The sequence below is a fragment of the Nocardioides sp. AX2bis genome, assembly GCF_902506435.1.
Taxonomy (GTDB): domain Bacteria; phylum Actinomycetota; class Actinomycetes; order Propionibacteriales; family Nocardioidaceae; genus Nocardioides.
The window spans coordinates 996,034-1,017,873 of record NZ_LR733215.1; the positions used below are offsets into that span (position 1 = coordinate 996,034).

17 protein-coding genes are annotated in these 21,840 nt (G+C 74.3%); 6 read left to right on the forward strand and 11 right to left on the reverse strand.

Features of this window, described 5'->3' with window-relative positions; genetic code table 11:
- The first annotated feature begins 3 nt into the window (after positions 1-3).
- The gene (locus GV155_RS04785) at positions 4-1,383 is read left to right on the forward strand and encodes an NAD(P)H-quinone dehydrogenase (RefSeq protein WP_160005747.1); all 1,380 of its coding nucleotides are present in this window, start codon (positions 4-6) and stop codon (positions 1,381-1,383) included.
- Between the two features lie 40 nt (positions 1,384-1,423).
- Entirely contained in the window at positions 1,424-2,695 is a 1,272-nt protein-coding gene (locus GV155_RS04790) for a SpoIID/LytB domain-containing protein (RefSeq protein ID WP_160005749.1), read from the forward strand.
- On the opposite strand, the gene GV155_RS04795 is transcribed toward GV155_RS04790, so the two are convergent.
- From GV155_RS04795 to GV155_RS04815, 5 genes are read right to left on the reverse strand one after another with little or no spacing between them, the layout of a single operon-like run.
- Positions 2,682-3,845, reverse strand: a complete 1,164-nt coding sequence (locus tag GV155_RS04795; RefSeq protein ID WP_160005751.1) for a benzoate/H(+) symporter BenE family transporter — start codon at positions 3,843-3,845, stop codon at positions 2,682-2,684. The genes GV155_RS04790 and GV155_RS04795 overlap by 14 nt on opposite strands.
- Before the next feature lie 59 nt (positions 3,846-3,904).
- Positions 3,905-7,282 (reverse strand): pyruvate carboxylase, encoded by a 3,378-nt coding sequence (locus tag GV155_RS04800; RefSeq protein WP_160005753.1) that lies wholly within the window; start codon positions 7,280-7,282, stop codon positions 3,905-3,907.
- 9 nt (positions 7,283-7,291) lie between these two features.
- Complete coding sequence (locus GV155_RS04805; RefSeq protein ID WP_160005755.1) at positions 7,292-8,908, reverse strand: PH domain-containing protein; 1,617 nt, start codon at positions 8,906-8,908, stop codon at positions 7,292-7,294.
- Complete coding sequence (locus GV155_RS04810) at positions 8,905-9,387, reverse strand: PH domain-containing protein (protein ID WP_236553985.1); 483 nt, start codon at positions 9,385-9,387, stop codon at positions 8,905-8,907. Before GV155_RS04810 ends, GV155_RS04805 begins: the two co-directional genes overlap by 4 nt.
- A 33-nt stretch (positions 9,388-9,420) precedes the next feature.
- Positions 9,421-11,208 carry an acetyl/propionyl/methylcrotonyl-CoA carboxylase subunit alpha gene (locus GV155_RS04815; RefSeq protein WP_236553993.1) on the reverse strand — a complete coding sequence of 596 codons (1,788 nt, stop codon included), beginning with the start codon at positions 11,206-11,208 and terminating at the stop codon, positions 9,421-9,423.
- 209 nt (positions 11,209-11,417) lie between these two features.
- Between GV155_RS04815 and GV155_RS04820 the strand changes: the two genes are divergently transcribed.
- The 3 genes from GV155_RS04820 to GV155_RS04825 are packed head-to-tail and all read left to right on the forward strand — an operon-like array spanning position 11,418 to position 14,141.
- On the forward strand, positions 11,418-12,818 hold the full coding sequence (locus GV155_RS04820) for an OFA family MFS transporter (protein WP_160005757.1): 1,401 nt from the start codon (positions 11,418-11,420) through the stop codon (positions 12,816-12,818).
- Positions 12,815-12,916 carry an MFS transporter small subunit gene (locus GV155_RS21095; RefSeq protein WP_442938813.1) on the forward strand — a complete coding sequence of 34 codons (102 nt, stop codon included), beginning with the start codon at positions 12,815-12,817 and terminating at the stop codon, positions 12,914-12,916. Before GV155_RS04820 ends, GV155_RS21095 begins: the two co-directional genes overlap by 4 nt.
- Positions 12,917-12,947: 31 nt before the next feature.
- Positions 12,948-14,141 (forward strand): acyl-CoA dehydrogenase family protein, encoded by a 1,194-nt coding sequence (locus tag GV155_RS04825; RefSeq protein ID WP_160005759.1) that lies wholly within the window; start codon positions 12,948-12,950, stop codon positions 14,139-14,141.
- A 287-nt stretch (positions 14,142-14,428) separates the two neighbouring features.
- Here GV155_RS04825 and GV155_RS04830 read toward each other — a convergent pair whose 3' ends face one another.
- The 6 genes from GV155_RS04830 to GV155_RS04855 all read right to left on the reverse strand — a co-directional run bounded on the left by GV155_RS04830 (position 14,429) and on the right by GV155_RS04855 (position 20,918).
- Positions 14,429-15,271 (reverse strand): alpha/beta hydrolase, encoded by an 843-nt coding sequence (locus GV155_RS04830; protein WP_160005761.1) that lies wholly within the window; start codon positions 15,269-15,271, stop codon positions 14,429-14,431.
- Positions 15,272-15,281: 10 nt separating this feature from the next.
- A complete protein-coding gene (locus GV155_RS04835; RefSeq protein WP_160005763.1) occupies positions 15,282-16,508 on the reverse strand; it encodes an MFS transporter in 1,227 nt (408 codons plus the stop codon).
- Positions 16,505-17,134 carry a Maf family protein gene (locus tag GV155_RS04840; RefSeq protein WP_201300055.1) on the reverse strand — a complete coding sequence of 210 codons (630 nt, stop codon included), beginning with the start codon at positions 17,132-17,134 and terminating at the stop codon, positions 16,505-16,507. Before GV155_RS04840 ends, GV155_RS04835 begins: the two co-directional genes overlap by 4 nt.
- A complete protein-coding gene (locus GV155_RS04845) occupies positions 17,131-18,867 on the reverse strand; it encodes an alkaline phosphatase D family protein (RefSeq protein WP_160005765.1) in 1,737 nt (578 codons plus the stop codon). The genes GV155_RS04840 and GV155_RS04845 overlap by 4 nt, the downstream gene beginning before the upstream one ends.
- 171 nt (positions 18,868-19,038) lie before the next feature.
- On the reverse strand, positions 19,039-19,287 hold the full coding sequence (locus tag GV155_RS04850; RefSeq protein WP_201300056.1) for an acyl-CoA carboxylase subunit epsilon: 249 nt from the start codon (positions 19,285-19,287) through the stop codon (positions 19,039-19,041).
- The gene (locus GV155_RS04855; protein ID WP_160005767.1) at positions 19,287-20,918 is read right to left on the reverse strand and encodes an acyl-CoA carboxylase subunit beta; all 1,632 of its coding nucleotides are present in this window, start codon (positions 20,916-20,918) and stop codon (positions 19,287-19,289) included. Before GV155_RS04855 ends, GV155_RS04850 begins: the two co-directional genes overlap by 1 nt.
- A 79-nt stretch (positions 20,919-20,997) precedes the next feature.
- Here GV155_RS04855 and GV155_RS04860 point away from each other — a divergent pair, with 79 nt between their 5' ends.
- Positions 20,998-21,837 (forward strand): biotin--[acetyl-CoA-carboxylase] ligase, encoded by an 840-nt coding sequence (locus tag GV155_RS04860; protein WP_236553995.1) that lies wholly within the window; start codon positions 20,998-21,000, stop codon positions 21,835-21,837.
- Positions 21,838-21,840: the final 3 nt, after the last annotated feature.

The following is a 21,840-nucleotide window of genomic DNA, read 5'->3' on the forward strand; positions in this document are numbered from 1 at the left end:
CCCATGACCGACAAGGTCGTCATCCTCGGCGGCGGACCCGGCGGCTACGAGGCGGCCCTGGTCGCCGCCCAGCTCGGCGCCGACGTCACCGTCGTCGACTCCGACGGGCTCGGCGGCTCGGCCGTCGTCACCGACTGCGTGCCCAGCAAGACCCTGATCGCCACCTCCGAGCTGATGAGCGAGATGGACGGCGCGGCCGAGCTGGGCGTGAACTTCCACGACCACGAGGGCGACGCCGCCACCGGGATCAGCGTGGACCTCGCCCGGGTCAACGCCCGGGTCAAGCGCCTGGCCGCCGACCAGTCGGCCGACATCGCGCACCGCCTCGACAAGGAGGGCGTCCGCGTCGTCACCGGCCGCGGGCACCTCGACGGCCCCAGCCGGGTCGTGGTCGGCGACGACACGCTGGAGGCCGACGCGATCCTCGTCGCCACGGGCGCTGCGCCCCGGACGCTGTCCAGCGCCGAGCCCGACGGCGAGCGGATCCTCACCTGGGAGCAGGTCTACGACCTCACCGAGCTGCCGACCGAGCTGGTCGTGGTCGGCTCGGGCGTCACCGGCGCCGAGTTCGCCAGCGCCTACCTCGCCCTCGGCGTGCCCGTCACGCTGGTGTCCTCCCGCGACCGGGTGCTGCCCGGGGAGGACGCCGACGCCGCCGAGGTCCTCGAGGAGGTCCTCACCCGACGCGGGATGACGGTGCTGTCGAAGTCGCGGATGGAGTCGGTCACCCGCGACGGCGACGTGGTCACCGTCCGCCTGACCGACGGCCGCAGCGTCCAGGCCTCGCACTGCATCCTGGCCCTCGGCTCGGTGCCGAAGACCGGCGGCATCGGCCTGGAGGAGTCCGGCGTCGAGCTGGGCGACGGCGGGTTCGTCACCGTCGACCGCGTCTCGCGCACGACCGCCCGGGGCGTGTACGCCGCCGGCGACTGCACCGGTGTCCTGATGCTGGCCTCGGTTGCCGCCATGCAGGGCCGGATCGCGATGTGGCACTTCCTCGGTGACGCCGTGCAGCCGCTGGACCTGAAGCAGGTCTCCTCCAACGTCTTCACCGCTCCCGAGATCGCGACCGTCGGCTGCTCGCAGCAGGCCGTCGACGCCGGCGACATCGTGGCCGACGTCGTGATGCTTCCGCTGGACGGCAACGCGCGGGCGAAGATGCAGAACGTCCAGGACGGGTTCGTGAAGCTGATGTGCCGTCCCGGCACCGGCATCGTGGTCGGCGGCGTCGTCGTCGGACCGCGGGCCAGCGAGCTGATCCACCCGGTCTCGATCGCGGTCTCGCAGCGGCTGACGGCCGACCAGCTGGCCCACGCCTTCACCGTCTACCCCTCGATGAGCGGGTCGATCGCCGAGGCGGCACGCCGCCTGCACCGCGTCTGATCGTCCCCCACCGGGGCGCCTCGCGTCGTACCCTCCCGGGGTGCGACGACTCCCGGGAACCCTGCTCGGCCTGCTCACCGCGGGCGTCCTGCTCGCCCCCGCCACGGCCACGGCCACCGCCACGGCGGGACCGGTGACCCCGGACCCCGACACCGGGCTGGTGGGCCCGGTCGAGCGTCCGGACCCCGGTGACCTGTCCGGCGCCGCTCGCGCTGCAGACGGTCTCGCGCTGACCGGCCGTGGCAACGGCCACGGCCGCGGGCTCTCGCAGTACGGCGCGAAGGGCGCCGCGGAGGAGGGCTGGTCCTACCGACGGATCGTCTCCTTCTACTACCCCGGCACCGCCTGGGCGCGCACCGCCGGCCGGATGGAGGTGCTGATCACCGCCGACAGCACCCGCGACCTCGTCGTGCGCGACCGCGCCGGCCTGCGGCTGCGCCCGGTCGGTGGCTCCTGGTCCCCGCTGCACGACGCCCGTCCGGCCGCGGTGGCCTGGCGGGTGGTCCCGGCGGCGCAGGGCCGCAGCCTGGTCGACTACCGCACCGCGCGGGGGTCGTGGACCCGGCTGCGCACCGTCGACGGCGAGGTCGAGGTCGGTGCCGGGGGAGCGCCCGTACGCCTGGAGACGCCGGCGGGCACCACGCCCTACCGCGGGGTGCTGCGCTCGGTCGACCCGCCGCCGGCCTCGAGCGACGACGCCGAGGACCGCGACACCGTCAACGTGGTGCCGATGGAGTCCTACCTGCGCGGGGTGGTGCCGCGCGAGGTGCCGGCACTGTGGCCGGCCGCCGCGGTGCGGGCGCAGGCCGTGGCCGCGCGCAGCTACGCCGCCTACGAGCGGGTGCACCCGCGCAACATCCACTACCAGGTCCTCGACACCGCGGGGTCCCAGGTGTACGGCGGGGTCGCCGCCGAGCACCCGGCCAGCGACGGGGCCGTCCGCGCCACGCGCGCCCGGGTGCGCTTCGCGGGGGGCGAGCCGGCCTTCACCCAGTTCTCGGCCAGCAACGGCGGCTGGACCGCGAAGGGCTCCTTCGCCTACCTCCCGGCCCGTCAGGACCGCAACGAGGAGGGCTCCGGCAACCCGTACGCCACCTGGCGCCGCACCGTCAGCAGCAGTGCGCTGGAGTCGGCCTACCCCGCGATCGGCGGCTTCACCGGCGTGGAGCTGCGCGACCGCACCGGCGACGGCCAGTGGGGCGGACGGGTGGGGACCGTGGTCGTCCAGGGCGGTCAGGGCCGGGTGTCGGTGCCCGGGGAGACCTTCCGGCTGACCTTCGGGCTGCCGTCGACCTGGTTCACGACGGCGTAGGGGCCGGACGGCCGGCCCGCAGCACGGCCCGCAGCACCAGGCCGGCCAGCAGCGCCCAGAACGCGGCACCGATCCCGAGGACGACCACGCCCGAGGCCGCGACGACGAAGGTGACCACGGCGGCCTCGCGCTCGGCGGGGTCGGCCAGCGCCTCGCCGAGCGCGGCGGCCAGCGCCCCGAGCAGGGCCAGCCCGGCGGCGGCCTGGACCACGCCGTCCGCGGCGGCCGTGACGACGGCGGTCAGCGCGCCGGCGCCGAGGCCGAGCGCGACGTAGGTGGCGGCCCCGCTCAGTGCGGCCCACCAGCGGCGCTCGGGGTCGGGGCCGGCCTCGGGACCAGCGGCCAGCGCCGCCGTGATGGCGGCCAGGTTGACCGCGTGCCCGCCGGCCGGGGCGACCAGCAGCGTGCCGAGGCCGGTGACCCCGAGCGCCTCCCGCCAGGGCGTGCGGTAGCCGTTGGCCGCGAGCACGGCGGCGCCGGGCACGTTCTGCGAGGCCATCGTGACGACGTAGAGCGGGAGCGCGACCGAGAGCAGCGCGCCGGCCGACCAGGCCGGCGCCGTCAGGTCGACCACGGGCACCAGCGGCAGGCCCGACAGGACGTCGCGGGCGTCGAGGACCACCACCACCAGCGCCACCGCCAACGACCCGGGCACCGCCCAGCGGCGGGCCGTCCGCAGCAGCACCAGCCAGGTCAGCACGACCGGGGCCACCAGCACGGGGGAGACCACCAGGGCCGTCACCGGCGCCAGGCACAGCGGCAGCAGCACCCCCGCCAGCATCGCGCGGGCCAGGGCCGGCGGGATCCGTCCGACGAGGTCACCCAGGCCGGGGACGAGCGCGGTCAGCACGACGAGCAGGCCGGTGGCCAGGAACGCGCCGACGGCGGCCGGCCAGCCGCCGGCGACGGCGCCGGTCGAGACCAGCAGCGCGGCGCCGGGCGTCGACCACGCCAGGGTGACCGGTGTGCGGTGCCGCAGGCCCAGCCACGCCATCCCGGCCGCCTGGGCCAGGCACAGCGCCAGCAGCCCGGAGGCCGCCTGCGGCGGGGTGGCACCGACCGCGGTGAGGCCGGCGACGACGACCACGAAGGAGCTGCTGAACCCGACGACGGCCGCCACCACGCCGGCCACCAGCGGCTGGACGGGCACGCCGCGGCCGGCGCCGCCGGCGCCCTCGCCGCCGGCGGGCCCGCGACGGGCGTGCCGGCTCAGGAGAGGACCAGCACGAGGTCGCCGCCCTCGACCGCCTGCGTGCCGCTGAGCGCGACCCGCTCGACGGTCCCGGCCACCGGTGCGGTGATCGCGGCCTCCATCTTCATCGCCTCGATCGTGGCCACGGTCTCACCGGCCCCGACCTGGGCGCCCTGCTCGACCACGACGGTCACCACGCCGGCGAAGGGCGCGGCGACCTGCCCGGGCGTCCGCGGGTCGGCCTTCTCGGTGGCGTTGACCTCCGCGGCGACGCTGCGGTCGCGCACGGCCACCGGGCGCAGCTGGCCGTTGATCGTCGCCATCACCGAGCGGATCCCGCGCTCGTCGGGCTCGCCGACGGCCTGCACGCCGAGCAGCAGGGTCACGCCCTCCTCGAGCTCGACGGCGTGCTCCTCGCCCTGCCGCAGGCCGTAGAAGAACTCCAGGGTCGGCAGCACCGAGACGTCGCCGTGCACCCGGCGGCGCTCGAGGAAGTCCGCGGTGGGGCCGGGGAAGAGCAGCTCGTTGAGCGTCGCGCGACGGTCGCCCGCCAGGCCCTCGACCTGCGCGTCGGTCAGGTCCGCGGCCGGCGGGCGGACCGTACGCCCGGCGAGGGCGCGGGTGCGGAACGGCTCCGGCCACCCGCCCGGCGGGTCCCCGAGCTCGCCGGACAGGAAGCCGACCACCGAGTCCGGGACGTCGTAGGAGCCCGGGTCCTCGGCGAAGGCCGCGGGGTCGGCGCCGACCGCCACGAGGTGCAGGGCGAGGTCGCCGACGACCTTGGACGACGGGGTCACCTTGACCACGTTGCCGAGGATGTCGTTCGCCGCGGCGTACATGTCCTCGATCTGCTCGAACTTCTCACCCAGGCCCAGCGCGACCGCCTGCTGGCGCAGGTTCGACAGCTGGCCGCCGGGGATCTCGTGGCGGTAGACGCGCCCCGTCGGCGCGGCCAGGCCGGACTCGAACGGGGCGTAGACCCGCCGGGTGGCCTCCCAGTACGGCTCCAGCGCGTTCACCGCCGCGAGCGACAGCCCGGTCTCCCGCTCGGTGTGGTCCGTGGCCGCGATCAGCGCCGACAGCGGCGGCTGCGAGGTGGTGCCGGCCATCGCGGCGCAGGCGGCGTCGACCGCGTCGACGCCGGCGTCGATGGCCGCGGTCAGGGTGGCCAGCTGCCCGCCCGTGGTGTCGTGGGTGTGCAGGTGCACCGGCAGGTCGAAGCGCTCGCGCAGCGCGGTGACCAGGGTGCGGGCGGCCGGGGCGCGCAGCAGCCCGGCCATGTCCTTGATCGCGAGCACGTGCGCACCGGCCCCGACGATCCGCTCGGCCAGGCGCAGGTAGTAGTCGAGGGTGTAGAGCCGCTCGCCGGGGTCGGACAGGTCGCCGGTGTAACAGAGCGCCACCTCGGCCACCGACGTGCCGGTGGCACGCACCGCGTCGATCGCCGGACGCATCTGGTCGACGTCGTTGAGCGCGTCGAAGATCCGGAAGACGTCGATCCCGGTCGCGGCGGCCTCCTCGACGAAGGCGTCGGTGACGGCGGTGGGGTACGGCGTGTACCCCACGGTGTTGCGCCCCCGCAGCAGCATCTGGATCGCGATGTTCGGCACCGCCTGGCGCAGGGCGGCCAGCCGCTCCCAGGGGTCCTCGGCCAGGAAGCGCAGGGCCACGTCGTACGTCGCCCCGCCCCACGCCTCGACCGACCACAGCTCCGGCGTGGTCCGGGCGACGTGCCCGGCGACACCGACCAGGTCCCGGGTGCGGACGCGGGTGGCCAGCAGGGACTGGTGGGCGTCACGGAAGGTCGTGTCGGTCACCGCGACCTCGGTCTGGGCCCGCAGCCGGCGCGCCATCTCCTCGGGGCCGTGGGTGCGCAGCAGCTGTCGGGTGCCGTCGGGCGCCGGGACCCCGAGGTCGACCGGCGGCAGCTTCGTGGCCGGCACGACGGTGACCGGGGCGCGCCCGTGCGGCTGGTTGACGGTGACGTCGGCGAGGTAGGCGAGCAGCTTGGTGCCGCGGTCGCCGGAGGTGCGGGCCCGGGCCAGCTGCGGGTGCGTCTCGATGAACGAGGTGGTGACGCGCCCGGCGCGGAAGTCCGGGTCGGCCAGCACGGCCTGCAGGAAGGCGATGTTGGTGGAGACGCCGCGGATCCGGAACTCCGCGACGGCGCGCTGCGCCTTCTCGACCGCGGCCTCGAAGGTGCGTCCGCGGCAGGTGAGCTTGGCCAGCAACGAGTCGAAGTGCGCCGAGACCTCGGCGCCGGTGTAGGTCGTGCCGCCGTCCAGGCGCACCCCGCCGCCGCCGGGGGAGCGGTAGCTGGTGATCCGGCCGGTGTCGGGCCGGAAGTCGTTGGCGGGGTCCTCGGTGGTGATCCGGCACTGCAGGGCCGCGCCGCGCAGGGTCACGGTGTCCTGGCTCAGGCCGAGGTCGGCCAGCGTCTCGCCCGAGGCGATCCGCAGCTGGGACTGCACGAGGTCCACGTCGGTGACCTCCTCGGTCACGGTGTGCTCGACCTGGATGCGCGGGTTCATCTCGATGAACACGTACCGGCCGTCCGGGTCGAGGAGGAACTCGACGGTGCCGGCGTTGCGGTAGCCGATCTCGCGGGCGAAGCGGACCGCGTCGGCGCACATGCGCTCCCGCAGCTCGGGGTCGAGGTGGGGCGCGGGCGCGATCTCGACGACCTTCTGGTGCCGGCGCTGCACCGAGCAGTCGCGCTCGAAGAGGTGGATCACCTCGCCGGTCCCGTCGGCCAGGACCTGCACCTCGATGTGGCGCGGGTCGACCACCGCCTGCTCGACGAACACGGTCGGGTCGCCGAAGGCGGCCTCGCCCTCGCGCATGCAGGTCTCGATCGCCTCCCGCAGCCGCGCCGGGTCGTCGACCCGACGCATCCCGCGCCCGCCCCCGCCCGCGACCGCCTTCACGAACACCGGGAAGGGCAGCTCGGAGGCCGAGGCGACCAGCGCGTCGACGTCGGTGCCGGGGTCGACGCCCTGCAGCGTCGGGACGCCCGCCGCGCGCGCCGCGGCGATCGCGCGGGCCTTGTTGCCGGTCAGCGTCAGGACCTCGCTGGTCGGCCCGACGAAGGTGATCCCGGCGGCGGCGCATGCCTCGGCCAGGGCGGGGTTCTCCGAGAGGAACCCGTAGCCGGGGTAGACCGCGTCCGCGCCGCAGCGCACCGCCACGTCGACGATGCCCTGGGGGTCGAGGTAGGCCCGGACCGGGTGGCCCGGCTCACCGATCTCGTACGCCTCGTCGGCCTTCAGCCGGTGCTCGGACCCGCGGTCCTCGTGCGGGAACACCGCGACCGTGCGCGCGCCGAGCTCGTACCCCGCCCGGAAGGCGCGGATCGCGATCTCGCCACGGTTGGCCACCAGCACCTTGGAGAACATGGCCGGAGGCTATCGACGCAGGGGCTCCGCGGGCGAGGCGTCCACGAACTGTCCGACCACGTCGGGCAGGACCGCGAGCGCCAGCGCGACCGCCCGGTCGGTCGGGACGTCGGGCACCGTGACGGCCTGCGGGCCGCCGGCGGTGGTGGCGCGCAGCGTGCTCAGGCCGACCCGCCGCTGGAACCAGGTCGCGCGGAGGTTGACGCCGATCACGTGCTCGTCGCCGAGCGAGTCGCGGCGGCGTACGACGCTCCCCGAGCGCGCGACGACGTGGTGGCCGACGTGGGCGTGCCCGAGGGTGCGGGCCCGGTCCGCGGCCAGGACGCCGGCCAGGACGGGCAGCGCGACCGTGACCAGCAGCAGCCACGCCGTCAGGTCGAGCGCGAGGACCAGGACGACCGGGACGGCCGCCAGGACCAGTGCCGGGACCAGGGCGCGGATCCACCGGCGACGGGTGGCGGCGGGGCCGTGGGGCTCGAGCGCGGCGTCGGCGACCCCGGGGGCGCCGAGCACCTCACCGGCGACGCCGGCCGCGACCCGGGCCGGGGCGGGCGGCACGATCATCGCGCTGGCCGCCTGCGAGCCGGCCAGGCCGGTGACGATGGCGCTCAACCGGGCCGCTCCGACCAGGCGCAGCGACAACGGCTCGTGCAGCCGGACCCCGGCCAGGCGCTCCTCGTCGATGCTGGTGTCGCGGGTGGTGAACAGGCCGCGGCGCAGCTGCCAGGAACCGGCGGAGCGGCGCAGCGTGAGGCCCCAGTTCGTGGCGAGGTAGCCGAGCACGGCCAGCACCGCGGTCGCGACCAGCGCCACCGCGACGAGCACGAGCGCGGTGACCAGGCCGGGCAGGCCCGGACCGTCGGTCACCCGCGACGGCTCGGGCAGCAGCTCGTCGGCGGACTGGAGCAGCTGGCCCCCCGCGCCGAGGATGCCGGCCAGCACGACGACGCCGGTGCTGGTCAGCGGGGCGTACCGCGCCCACCGGGGGTCGAGCACGAGCGTGGGCGGGGCGTCCGGGGCGTACGCCGGGGGCGTCGCGTGGGTCCCTCCCGCGTCCTCCGGGCCGTCGCCGGCGAGCGGGACGGCACCGCCCGGGTCGGGCGCGACGGGGGAGACCCGCAGCAGGTCGTCGCGCAGGCGCAGCGCCCCGGTCGAGCGGAGGCCGTCGAGCTCGAGCTGCTGGTCGTCGGCGTTGGTGCCGGTGCCGATCCGCACCGTGGACAGGTCGAGCAGCCGGTGGATCAGGCTGGCGCTGATGTCGACGGTGCGCACCCGCTCCAGGCGCGCCGAGCGGGAGCGGCGCATCACCAGGCCCGTGCGCAGCTCCAGGCGTCCCTCGGCGATCCGGAAGCTGGTGGTGAGGTAGCGCAGCAGCCCGATCGCGATCGGGACCAGCACGCCCGCCAGCTGCCACGGGACGCCGCCGCTGAGGCCGGAGCCGGCGACCGCGACGATCACCAGCGCGGGGAGGAAGCGGATGACCTCCCGGACGGGGTGGACCAGCAGCATCCGCGGGTCGAGACGGAACCAGTCACCGCCCGGCACCTCGGGGCCCTCGACCGGCAGGTCGACCGGCAGGTCGGTCGGCAGGTCGGTCGGCAGGTCGGTCGGGCCGGGCTGGCTCACGTGGCGTCGCCCTCGACGGCGTCGGCCTTGTGCGTCAGCTCGTCGGCCAGCCCGCGGGCGACGGTGCGGTCGAGGCCGGCCACCGAGAGCGCGCCGGCGGCGGAGGCCGTCGTGATCGTGACCGTGGCCAGGCCGAAGAGGCGGCTCAGGCCGCTCTCGGTGTAGTCGACGGTCTGGATGCGTGACATCGGGGCGATCCGCCGCTCGCGGGACCACCAGCCGACCTGCGTGTAGACCGCCGTGTCGGTGACCTCCCAGCGGTGCACGAGGTAGCGCCACTGCGGCACGACCACCATGTAGGCGACCGCCGCGGTGATCGCCAGCGCGACCCACCACCACCGGACGTCGACCCAGCCGGGCAGCGCCAGGGCCGCCCAGAGGACGCCGATCGCGACGGCGGACTCCAGGCCCTCGGCCAGCATCCACATCCATCGCGCCCGGGGGCTGACCCGCTCGCGGGGTTCTCGCAGGTCCACCACGGTCCCGAGCCTAGGTCGTCGGTCGGCGGGGGATCAGCCCGCGACCTCGCAGATGACCTCGCCGTTGGTGACGGTGGCGCCGACCTCGACCGTGAGACCGGTGACCGTGCCGGCCTTGTGGGCCTTCAGCGGCTGCTCCATCTTCATGGCCTCGATCACCACGACGGTGTCGCCCTCGGCGACCTCGTCGCCCTCGCTGGCCACGACCTTGACCACGGTGCCCTGCATCGGGCTGGTCACGGCGTCGCCGGACGCGGCGGCGCCGGCCTTGCGGCCCGCCCCGCGCTTGGGTCGGCGGGAGCCGCCGCCCGCGCCGCCACCGAGACCGCCGAGCCCGGCCGGCAGGACGACCTCGAGCCGGCGACCGCCGACCTCGACGACCACCGACTGCTTCTCGCCGGCCTCGGCCGCCTCGGCGCTGTCGCCGGAGTACGGCTCGAGCTGGTTGTCGAAGTCGGTCTCGATCCAGGTGGTGTAGACGGTGAAGTCGCCCTCGCCGGTCGGGGTGGAGGCCCCGACGAAGGCCGGGTCGGAGACCACGGCGCGGTGGAAGGGGATCACGGTCGGCATGCCGTCGACGACGAACTCGGCCAGCGCCCGGCGCGAGCGCTCGAGCGCCTGGGTGCGGTCGCGGCCGGTCACCACGAGCTTGGCGATCAGGGAGTCGAACGCACCGGGGATCGTGTCGCCGTTCTCGTAGCCGCCGTCGAGGCGGACGCCCGGGCCCTGCGGCGGGCTCCAGGCCGACAGGGTGCCGGGGGCCGGCATGAAGCCGCGCCCGCCGTCCTCGGCGTTGATCCGGAACTCGATCGAGTGGCCGCGGACCTCCGGGTCGTCGTACCCGAGCTCCTCGCCGGCCGCGATCCGGAACATCTCGCGGACCAGGTCGATGCCGGTGACCTCCTCGGAGACGCAGTGCTCGACCTGCAGGCGGGTGTTGACCTCGAGGAAGGAGATGGTGCCGTCCTGCCCGACGAGGAACTCGCAGGTGCCGGCGCCGACGTAGCCGGCCTCGAGGAGGATCGCCTTGGACGCCTCGTAGAGCCGCCGCACCTGGTCCTCGGACAGGAACGGTGCGGGCGCCTCCTCGACCAGCTTCTGGTGGCGGCGCTGGAGCGAGCAGTCGCGGGTCGAGACGACCACGACGTTGCCGTGCTGGTCGGCCAGGCACTGGGTCTCGACGTGACGGGGGCGGTCGAGGAACTTCTCCACGAAGCACTCGCCACGACCGAAGGCCGAGACGGCCTCGCGCACCGCGGACTCGAAGGCGTCGGCGACCTCCGAGGCCTCGCGGGCCACCTTGAGCCCACGGCCGCCACCGCCGAAGGCGGCCTTGATCGCGATCGGCAGGCCGAACTCCTCGGCGAAGTCGACGGCCTCCTGGGCGTTGGCCAGGGGGTCCTTGGTCCCGGGGGCCAGCGGGGCCCCGACGCGCTCGGCGATGTGGCGGGCCCTGACCTTGTCGCCGAGGTTCTCGATGGCCTCGGGCGGGGGACCGATCCAGACCAGGCCCGCGTCGATCACGGCGCGGGCGAAGTCGGCGTTCTCGGCCAGGAACCCGTACCCGGGGTGGACGGAGTCGGCGCCGGACTCGGTCGCGACGGCGACGATCTTGGCGATGTCGAGGTAGGTCTCCGCCGGGGTGGAGCCACCGAGGGAGTGGGCCTCGTCGGCCAGGCGAGCGAAGACCGCGTCGCGGTCCGGCTCGGCGTAGACGGCCACGCTGCCGATCCCGGCGTCGCGGCAGGCGCGGATCACGCGGACCGCGATCTCCCCACGGTTGGCGACGAGGACCTTCTGCAGGGGGCGGATCGAGGGCACGCGGAGCTCCTGGGAGGTCGGGTACGGCGGGTCTGACCGCTGCGCCGGGCAGGGTCGCTGGGCAGGGTATCGCTGCTGGCGACCGACCGCGGGCGCGGCCGTACGGTGGTCGCCGCGTGGTGGGAGTGACCCCCGGGGCGCGCGGGCCGGGTGAGGCGTGACAGATTGCCGGGCGCTACAAAGAACGCTCCCTCGGCCTGGAGGTCACCGTGCTCCCCTCGTTCCTCGCCCGCGACCGCATCGTCGCGGGCCCCGGCTTCAACCGGTGGCTCATCCCACCGGCGGCCCTGGCCGTGCACCTGTGCATCGGGCAGGTCTATGCGACCAGCGTCTACAAGTCGGCTCTCACCGCCCACTTCGACTCCTCGTTGACCGCGATCGGGTTCATCTTCTCGATCGCGATCGTGATGCTCGGACTGTCCGCGGCGCTCTTCGGCACCTGGGTGGACCGCAACGGTCCCCGGGCCGCGATGGCGGCGTCCGCGACCTTCTGGGTCACCGGGTTCCTGGTGGCCGCGCTCGGGATCAGCCTCGACCAGCTCTGGCTGGTCTACGTCGGGTACGGCGTGATCGGCGGCATCGGGCTCGGGATCGGCTACATCTCCCCGGTCTCGACCCTGATCAAGTGGTTCCCGGACCGCCCGGGCCTGGCCACCGGCATGGCGATCATGGGCTTCGGCGGCGGCGCGCTGATCGCCAGCCCGCTGTCGGGCCGCCTGATGGCGCTCTACGACTCCTCCTACGACCCGACCGACGCCACCACCGTGCCGTCCGGCCAGGCCGTGGCCCTGCTCTTCGTGACGCTCGCGGTCATCTACGCGGTGTTCATGTCCTTCGGTGCCGCCACCATCCGCGTCCCCGCCGAGGGCTGGACGCCGGACGGGTGGGACCCGTCGGTGGTCAAGAAGCAGAAGATGGTCACCACGAACAGCGTCTCCGCGGCGAACGCGGTCAAGACGCCCCAGTTCTGGCTGCTGTGGATCGTGCTCTTCTGCAACGTCACCGCCGGCATCGGCATCCTCGAGCAGGCCTCGCCGATGATCCAGGACTTCTTCCGCGAGGGCGAGACCTCCACCGTGGCCGCCGCTGCCGCCGCCGGGTTCGTCGGGCTGTTGTCGATCTTCAACATGGCCGGCCGGTTCGTCTGGTCCTCGACCTCCGACGTGATCGGCCGCAAGCCGATCTACATGATCTACCTCGGGGTCGGCATCGCCCTCTACCTCGTGCTGGCGCTCTTCGGGTCGACCTCGACCGTGGTCTTCGTGATCACCGCCGCCGTGATCATCTCGTTCTACGGCGGCGGGTTCGCCACCATCCCGGCGTACCTGCGCGACCTCTTCGGCACCTACCAGGTCGGTGCGATCCACGGCCGCCTGCTGACCGCGTGGTCGGCCGCCGGCGTGGCCGGTCCGCTCATCGTCAACGCGTTCCTCGACGCCCGGGGCACCCCCGGCGCCCTGGTTGCGGCCGACTACCGCCCGGCGCTGCTGACCATGGTCGGCGTGCTCGTCGTCGGGTTCGTGGCCAACCTCCTGGTCCGCTCGGTGAACGCGAAGTTCCACGAGCCCGGCAAGGACTCCGCACTGAAGACCGAAGGAGCATCCGCATGAGCGCGCGCATCGCCGTCGCCTGGGCCCTGGTCGGCATCCCGCTGGCCTACGGCATCACCGAGACCGTCCGACGGGCCCTCCCGCTCTTCACCGGTTAACAACTGCTAACCAACGGGCTAGGCTGCGGGCATGACCTCCGCCTTCGAGCTGTCCCGCGAGCACGACGAGTTCCGCCACAGCGTCCGCGACTTCGCCGAGGACCGCATCCGACCGCACGCCGCCGACTGGGACCGCGAGCACCACTTCCCGGTCGACGTCGTGCGCGAGATGGGCAAGATGGGGCTCTTCGGGCTCACCGCACCCGAGGCGTACGGCGGGGCCGGCGAGGACGGTGACTTCACCAGCCTCTGCGTGGCGATCGAGGAGCTCGGCCGGGTCGACCAATCGATGGGCATCACGCTGCAGGCGGGCGTGGGCCTGGGGATCAACCCGATCCTGACCTACGGCACGGCCGAGCAGCGCGAGCGCTGGCTGCCCGAGCTGGTCGCGGGCGAGCGGCTCGCCGGGTTCGGCCTGACCGAGCCCGGCGCCGGCTCCGACGCCGGGGCCACCCAGACCCGGGCCGAGATGGTCGGCGACGAGTGGGTGGTCAACGGCGCCAAGCAGTTCATCACCAACTCCGGCTCGGAGATCACCAGCCTGGTCACCGTCACCGCCCGCACCGGCGAGCGCGAGGACGGCCGCCCCGAGATCAGCGCGATCATGCTGCCCTCGGGCACGCCCGGCTTCACCGTGGAGAAGGCCTACGACAAGCTCGGCTGGCACGCCTCGGACACCCACCCGCTGTCGTTCGCCGACGCCCACGTCCCCGCCGACCACCTGCTCGGCGAGCGGGGTCGCGGGTACGCCCAGTTCCTGGCCACCCTCGACGACGGCCGGGTCGCCATCTCGGCCCTGGCCACCGGCTGCATCCAGGCGTGCCTGGAGGCCTGCGTGACCTACGCCGGGGAGCGGCAGACCTTCGGCGGCCCGATCGGGCGCAAGCAGGGCGTGGCCTTCCAGGTCGCCGACCTCGAGGTGATGGTGCAGGCCAGCCGCCTGATGACCTACCGCGCCGCGGCGATGAAGGACGCGATGGAGCGGGGCGAGCAGGTCTCGACCAAGCAGTTCAAGCAGGCCGCCGCCGCCGCCAAGCTGTACACCACCGAGTCCGCGGTCACCGCGACCCGGATCGCCACCCAGGTCTTCGGCGGCTACGGCTTCATGGAGGAGTACCCCGTCGCGCGGCTCTACCGCGACGCCAAGGTGCTCGAGATCGGCGAGGGCACCTCGGAGGTCCAGCGGATGCTGATCGCGCGGGGGCTCGGCCTGCCGGTCGAGTGACCCCGTCGGTGGGCGTCACGAGACCTGGTGGGCCGAGTGACCCCGTCGGTGGTCGAGGAGCGAGCGCAGCGAGCGTCACGAGACCTGGTGGGCCGAGTGACCCCGTCGGTGGTCGAGGAGCGAGCGCAGCGAGCGTCACGAGACCCGGCCGGCCGGGTGACCCCGTCGGCGGTCGAGGAGCGAGCGCAGCGAGCGTCACGAGACCTGGCTGGCCGGGTGGCCCCGTCGGTGGTCGAGGAGCGAGCGCAGCGAGCGTCACGAGACCTGGTGGGGCGAGCGGCAGGCGCCTAGCCGCGCACGCCCGGCACGTGGCGGGCGACGAAGGCGAGCAGGTCGCCGAGCACCTCGTCGCGGTTGGTCTCGTTGAGGATCTCGTGCCGCGCCCCGGGGTAGGTGTGCTGCTCGGCGTCGGGGTTGCCGGCCGACAGCGCCTCCCAGCCCGCCCGGGACGGGCCGATCGGCACGAGCTGGTCGTCCTCGCCGTGCAGCCACAGCAGCGGCGTGCCGGTGACGGCGCCGGCCTCGGTGACCCGCCCCATCGCGGTCACCAGCGCCTGGAGCGTGGGGCGCTTGAAGGGGCCGTGCCAGACGAGGTCGTCGGCGACGTACGCCTCGCCGACCGCTGCGTCGCGCGAGAGCGTGGCCGGGTCGATCGGCACGTCGGGGATCTCCTCGGCCCCCAGCAGCGCGGTGACCGCGGCCCACTCGCCGAGCACGGGTCCGCTGAGGGCCACCGCCGTCAGGTCGGCGCCGTGGCGCTGGGCGTACCGGGCGCCGATCAGGCCGCCCATGGAGTGCCCGACGAGCACCACCGGGAGGCCCGGGTGCGCCTCGCGGGCAGCCTGCTCGAGCAGGTGCACGTCGTCGACGACGCGGTCGATGTCGCTCACCAGCACCCGCTCGCCGCCGCTGCGTCCGTGCCCCACGTGGTCGACGCCCCACACGGCCGCGCCGGCCGCCGTGAGCCGCGTCGCGACGTGCTCGTAGCGACCGACGTGCTCGCCGTAGCCGTGCACGAGCAGCGCGACCCAGGTCGGGTCGGTGGCCTCCCAGCGGCGTCCCACGAGGGGGCCGGCGTGGCCGTCGAGGTGCAGGTCGGTGCTGGGCGTGGCCGGGGACGTCGTCGTCATGGGGGCGACGTTAGCCCGCCGGCTCCTCCACGCGGGGGAGCGTCTCGGGCGCCCGCAGCCAGGGCAGCAGGGCGAGCAGGCTGACGGCCGCGGTGGTGGCGAACGCCCACCCGTACCCGACCTGGTCGGCGACGACCCCGACCAGGATCGGTCCACCGATCGCGCCGGCGTCCTGCGCCATCTGGAACGTCGACAGGACCGTGCCGCCGCTGCGCTCGGCGGTGACGACGTCGGCGACCGCGGCCTGCTGGCCCGGGTTGACCAGTCCGGCGCCGACCCCGGAGACCGCCGACAGCACGAGCAGCACCAGCAGGTCGCCGCTCAGCCCGATCAGGCCGAGACCCAGCGCGGTGACGACCAGCCCCACGAGCACGAGCGGACGCCGTCCGGTGCGGTCGGCGACGCGACCGGCGACCTGGAGGGTCGCCGCGGTCCCGGCCGCGGCGAGCGCGAGCGACACCCCGGCGACCCAGGTCTCGTCGTGCACGGCCACCGCGAACTGTGGCAGGACCGCGACCCGGACGCCGAAGTTGCACCAGCCGTTGGCGAAGGCCGAGGCCAGGCAGGCGCGGTACGTCGGGTGGGCCAGGGCCTCCCGCAGGAGCATCGGCGGCCGCGGTGGCGCGTCCGCGGGCGGGCGCAGCGCGGCTCCGCTCAGCCGGAACCCGACGACGGCCGCGGCCAGCACGAGCGCCACGGCGTACGCGACGAACGGCAGCCGCAGGCCGAAGGTGGCCAGCGCCCCGCCGAAGACCGGGCCGAGCATGCCGCCGACGAGGAACGAGCTGGCGTACGCCGAGGAGACCCGGCCGCGGATCGTCGGTGGTGCCAGGCGCACCAGCAGGGCCAGCGCGGAGACGGTGAACATGGTCGAGCCGATGCCGCCGAGCCCCCGCAGCACCAGCAGCTGGGCGTAGGACTGCGCGAAGGCGGTGGCCAGCGACGAGGCCGCGACCACCAGCAGACCGGTCAGGTAGACCGGGCGCTCGCCGAGCCGGGTGACCAGCGCGCCGCCGGCGGGGGCGAAGACCAGGCGGAAGAACGCGAACGCCGAGACCACCAGCGACGCCGCGGCCACCCCGACGTCGAAGCTGCGGGCGTAGGCCGGCAGCACCGGCGAGACCAGGCCGAACCCGATCGCGATCACGAACGCCGAGCCGATCAGGACCTTGATCTCGCCCGGGATCGGGATCTTCTCCGGCGGGGTCGTGCTGCTGCGGCGGGTGCTGTCCCTCATCGGCTCCAGAGCCCGGTCCAGGAGTGGTCCAGGGCGCGCACCATCGTGCGGAGCAGCGGCAGGCTGACCCCGACCACGGTGTGGAAGTCGCCCTCGATCCCGGTCACGAACGCGCCCCCGAGGCCGTCGACGGTGAAGGCGCCCGCGACCTGCAGCGGCTCCCCGGTCGCGACGTAGGCCGCGATCTCGTCGTCGTCGACGTCGGCGAAGTGGACCGTCGTGGCCGCCCCGCGGAGCTCGGTGCGCCCGGTCGCGGTGTCGCGCAGGCAGTGACCGGAGTGCAGGACGCCGGAGCGACCGCGCATCGCGTGCCACCGGCGTACGGCGTCCTCGGCGTCGGCGGGCTTGCCCAGCGCCTCCCCGTCCAGCTCGAGCACCGAGTCGCAGCCCAGCACGAGCGCGCCGGCGGGCAGGCCGTGCTCCTCGGCGCGGTCGGCGACGGCGGCGCACTTGAGCGCGGCCAGGCCCGGGGCCAGCTCGGCGGGGGGGAGCCCGTCGAGCACCGACTCGTCGACGCCCGAGACGACCACGAGCGGGGCGAGCCCGGCGCTGCGCAGGGTCGCCAGCCGGGCCGGGGAGGCCGAGGCCAGCACGAACGGGACGGACGGGAGGTGCGGGTCGGTCACGGGACGGTGACCTCGGAGACCGAGCGCAGGCGCGGGTGGGCGTGGTCGTCGCCCTCGACGTCGCCGGTGGCCCACCAGATCCGCAGGCCGGGCTCGGTGATCTCGAGGGTGGCCAGGTTGTTGTCGAACCACGGGCCGCGGGCCAGGCGCCAGCGCAGCGGCGCGTCGGGCACCTTGGCCGAGCGGGCGACGACGTGGCCGAGCGGGCCGGCGACGCCGTAGGAGGCGACGGCGGTGGCGTAGCGCCACTCGCGCTGCAACGGGTTGCGGATCGGCGAGCAGACGGCCTGGATGATCCGGCTCTGCAGCGGCGGACCGGAGCGGGCCTCCTGACGCGTGGGTCGGGCCTCGGAGACGTAGCTGTGGTGCACGTCGCCGGACAGGAACGTGACCGTCGTCGGCGCCCGGCCGCGCTGGCCGCGCGAGGTCTCCAGGGTCATCCGCGCGACCTGCTGGAAGGCGTCCTGGAAGGCGGCCCAGTGCTCGAGGTCGACACCCTGGCGGAGCTTCTCGCCGAGCTTCGCGCCGCGGGCGCCCCAGGCGCCGCCGGACAGCGCCTCGTTGAAGGCCTCGACGTAGTGCAGGCCGGGAGCGAGCAGGTAGGGCAGGGACGTGCCGACCAGCAGGTGGTCCACGTCGCCGCGCATCTGGTCGTCGAGCCACTCCATCTCGGCCTCGTCGAGCAGGCTGCGCTGGTCCTCCTCGAGGACGCGGGCGGCGCGGGAGTCGATGACGACCAGGCGCGCCTGCGAGCCGTACTGGCGCACGTAGCTCCAGCGGTACGACGTCGGCTCCTGGTCGGCGCGGTCGGCGAACTCGTCGAGGGCCTCGGAGATGTCGATCTCACCGTCGGCGTCGAAGGCGTCGCGGGCCTCGACGCGGTTCCAGATCGGGTCGGCGTTGCGCTCCTCGGGCGTCATGTTGCCGAGGTGCTGGTAGACCCAGTACGACGCCAGGCCGCCGACGATCCGGCTGTGCCACCAGTCGGTGGCCTCCATCTCGTCCTTCCACGCCTTGGAGGTGTTCCAGTCGTCGCGGATGTCGTGGTCGTCGAAGATCATCGCCGAGGGCACGGTCGAGAGCAGCCAGCGGTTGGCGGGGTCGTTCCAGGCCAGCAGGTAGAGGTGGGCGTACTCCTCGTAGTCCTTCAGTTCGGTCCAAGGCGCCTGCTCGATGTCGCGGCGCTCGGAGATGAACTCGCGCATCGCCGGGGTGGTCTCGTCGGCGTAGACCTGGTCGCCCAGGAACAGCACGAGGTCGGGCCAGCGGACCCGGCCCGGGTCGGGGTCCCCGCCCTCGGTGGCCTCGGTGACGCCGGCCATCCGCAGCGCGTAGGCCCGCAGGGCGTCCACGCCGTGGGTCTTGTTGCCGGCGGCGTCGTGCTCCACCGCGGTGCGGCAGGAGCCGAAGGCCATCCGCAGCGGCTTCTCGTGGTCGAGGGTCGGGATCAGCGACGGCGGGTAGGGCGAGCCGGCCTCGGGCCAGACCTGCTTCGCACCGGAGCCGTCGTCGACCTCCACGGTGTAGGGGTACTTGCCGCCCTTGGACATCCCGTCCACGTGCACCAGCGCGTAGTGGTGGCCGTGCACCCGGAAGGTGCGCGTACTACCCACGTGCTCCTGCTCGTCACCGGCGCGCACGGTCACCAGGGCGGAGGCGTCGGTCTCGACCCAGATCGAGGCGGAGGTCTCGTCGACGTGGCGGAGCAGGGGACCGAGGACGAGAGCAGACATGGTTTCAGCGTCGCACGCGGGGCCACGGGCGGTGTTCACCCGGTGCAGCGCCGCCGGCGACGCGTGGCCGGGCCGTCGTGCACCGGTCCTCGACGCTGCCTCACGTTCGTGTGGCCGCAGGGGTCGATCTGCCACACGAACGTGAGGCAGCGGGAGGGGCGTACGACGTCCTCAGCGCGGCAGGCCGCTGGCCCGCCAGCCCCCGGCACCGTGGGGCAGCGGCTCGCGGTGGCGCCGCCGCGGCGCCGACCACGCGGACGTACGACGCGGGGCCGGCGCCTCGCCGCCTCCCATCGCCCCGATCACGGCGACCAGCGCCGCGAGCTCCTCGGGGGTCGGGTCGCCCTTGACCACCCGGAGCGCGGGCGGTGCCGCCACGGCGTCCACGGCGTCGACGGAGGTCTCGTCCTCGGCGGCCATCAGAGGGGGATGTTCCCGTGCTTCTTGGGCGGCAGCGTCTCGCGCTTGGTGCGCAGCAGCCGCAGCGCGCGGACCACCTCGGCCCGCGTCTCGTGCGGCTGGATGACCGCGTCGACGTAGCCCCGCTCGGCGGCGATGTAGGGGTTGGCCAGGGTGGTCTCGTACTCGTCGATCAACTCGGCGCGGCGGGCGTCGACGTCGCCGCCGTCGGCCTCGACCTGGGCGAGCTCCTTGCGGTGCAGGATGTTGGCCGCGCCCTGGGCGCCCATCACCGCGATCTGGGCGGTGGGCCAGGCGAGGTTCAGGTCGGCGCCGAGGTGCTTGGAGCCCATCACGTCGTACGCCCCGCCGTAGGCCTTGCGGGTGATCACGGTGACCAGCGGGACGGTGGCCTCGGCGTAGGCGTAGATCAGCTTCGCCCCGCGGCGGATGATGCCGTTCCACTCCTGGTCGGTGCCGGGCAGGAAGCCGGGCACGTCGACGAACGTCAGCACCGGCACGTTGAAGGCGTCGCAGGTCCGCACGAAGCGGGCCGCCTTCTCGGAGGCGTCGATGTCGAGCGTGCCGGCCAGCTGCGAGGGGTTGTTGCCGACGATGCCCACGGAGTGGCCCTCGACCCGGCCGAAGCCGACCACGAGGTTGGGCGCGAACAGCTCCTGGACCTCCAGGAACTCCTGGTCGTCGAGGACGGCGGCGACCACGTCGCGCATGTCGTAGGGCTGGTTGGGGGAGTCGGGGATCAACGTGTCGAGGCCGCGGTCGAGGTCGGTGACCTCGAGCCCGGCGGCGTCGAGCTCGTCCTCGGGGAAGGACGGGGCCTCGTCGAGGTTGTTCTGCGGCAGGAAGGACAGCAGGCCCTTGACGTACTCCAGCGCGTCGGCCTCGTCGGCGCCGAGGTAGTGGGCGTTGCCGGACTTGGTGTTGTGCGTCCGGGCGCCGCCGAGGTCCTCCATCGTGACGTCCTCGCCGGTGACGGTCTTGATCACGTCGGGGCCGGTGATGAACATGTTGGAGGTGCCGTCGACCATCACGGTGAAGTCCGTGACGGCGGGGGAGTAGACGTGGCCGCCGGCGCAGGAGCCCATGATCAGGCTGATCTGCGGGATCACGCCCGAGGCGTGGACGTTGCGCCGGAAGATCTCGCCGTAGAGCCCCAGGGAGACCACGCCCTCCTGGATCCGGGCGCCGGCACCCTCGTTGATCCCGACGATCGGGCAGCCGGTCTTCATCGCCAGGTCCATCACCTTGGTGATCTTCTCGCCGTAGACCTCGCCCAGCGAGCCGCCGAAGACGGTGAAGTCCTGGGAGAACACGCACACCTGGCGGCCGTCGATGGTGCCGTAGCCGGTGACGACGCCGTCGCCGTACGGCCGGTTCTTCTCGAGGCCGAAGGCGGTCGAGCGGTGCCGTGCCAGCTCGTCGAGCTCGACGAAGCTGCCCTCGTCGAAGAGCTGCTCGATCCGCTCGCGGGCGGTCTGGCGGCCCTTGGCGTGCTGCTTCTCGACGGCCTTGGCCGACCCGGCGTGCACGGCCGCGTCGAGGCGGCGGTCGAGGTCGGCGAGCTTGCCGGCGGTGGTGTGGATGTCGAGGTCGTCGGGGACCTCGGTGCCTTCTCCGGGCTGGGCGCTCACGCTGGTCGGTCTCCTTCTCGCACGGCTGCCCGGGTGGGCCGCCCTGAGGGGATGCTGGGACCTGCGTCAATCTAGACCCGTGACCGCTCCTCCGGGCCCGCGCCCACCCCTCGACCCGGACGACCTGGCGGCCGGGCTGGCCCCGCTCGGTCTCCGGCTGGAGCTCGTCGCGAGCACGGCGTCGACCAACGCGCTGGCCGCCGAGCGGGTCCGCGCCGGCGCCGCGCCGGGGCTGGTGGTGGTCGCCGAGGAGCAGACGGGCGGCCGGGGCCGCCTGGACCGGCGCTGGGAGACGCCGCCCGGGACGGCAGCGGTCTACTCCTGCCTCCTGGCCCCGGAGGTGCCCGCGGCGTCCTGGCCGTGGCTGCCCCTGCTGACCGGTCTCGCCACCGCCCGCACGCTCCGTCGCCACGGCGTCGAGGGCGGGGTGAAGTGGCCGAACGACGTCCTGGTCGGCGACCGCAAGATCTCGGGGATCCTGGTCGAGCGGGTCGACGGCGCGCGCGGGCCGGTGGCGGTGGTGGGCGTCGGGGTCAACGCCGACCTGCGCGAGGACGAGCTGCCGGTCCCGACCGCCACCTCGGTCGGGCTGGTGACGGGCCGGCCGGTCGACCGCACGGCCCTGCTGGTCGACCTCCTGACCGACCTCGTGGCCTCCCACGACGACTGGCTCACGGCCGGGGGCGCGGACCGGCTGCGCGCGGCGTACGCCCGGGAGTGCGTCACCGTGGGCCGGCAGGTGCGCGTGGCGCTGCCGGGCGACCGGGAGCTGCACGGCCTGGCCCGCACGGTCGACGAGGCCGGCCGACTCGTCGTGCGCACCGACGAGGGCCAGGACGTGGTGGTCGCGGCCGGCGACGTCGTGCACGTGCGACCCCGGCCCGGTTCCGCGCCGCCGCCCTCCGGGTTGCTGGGATGATCG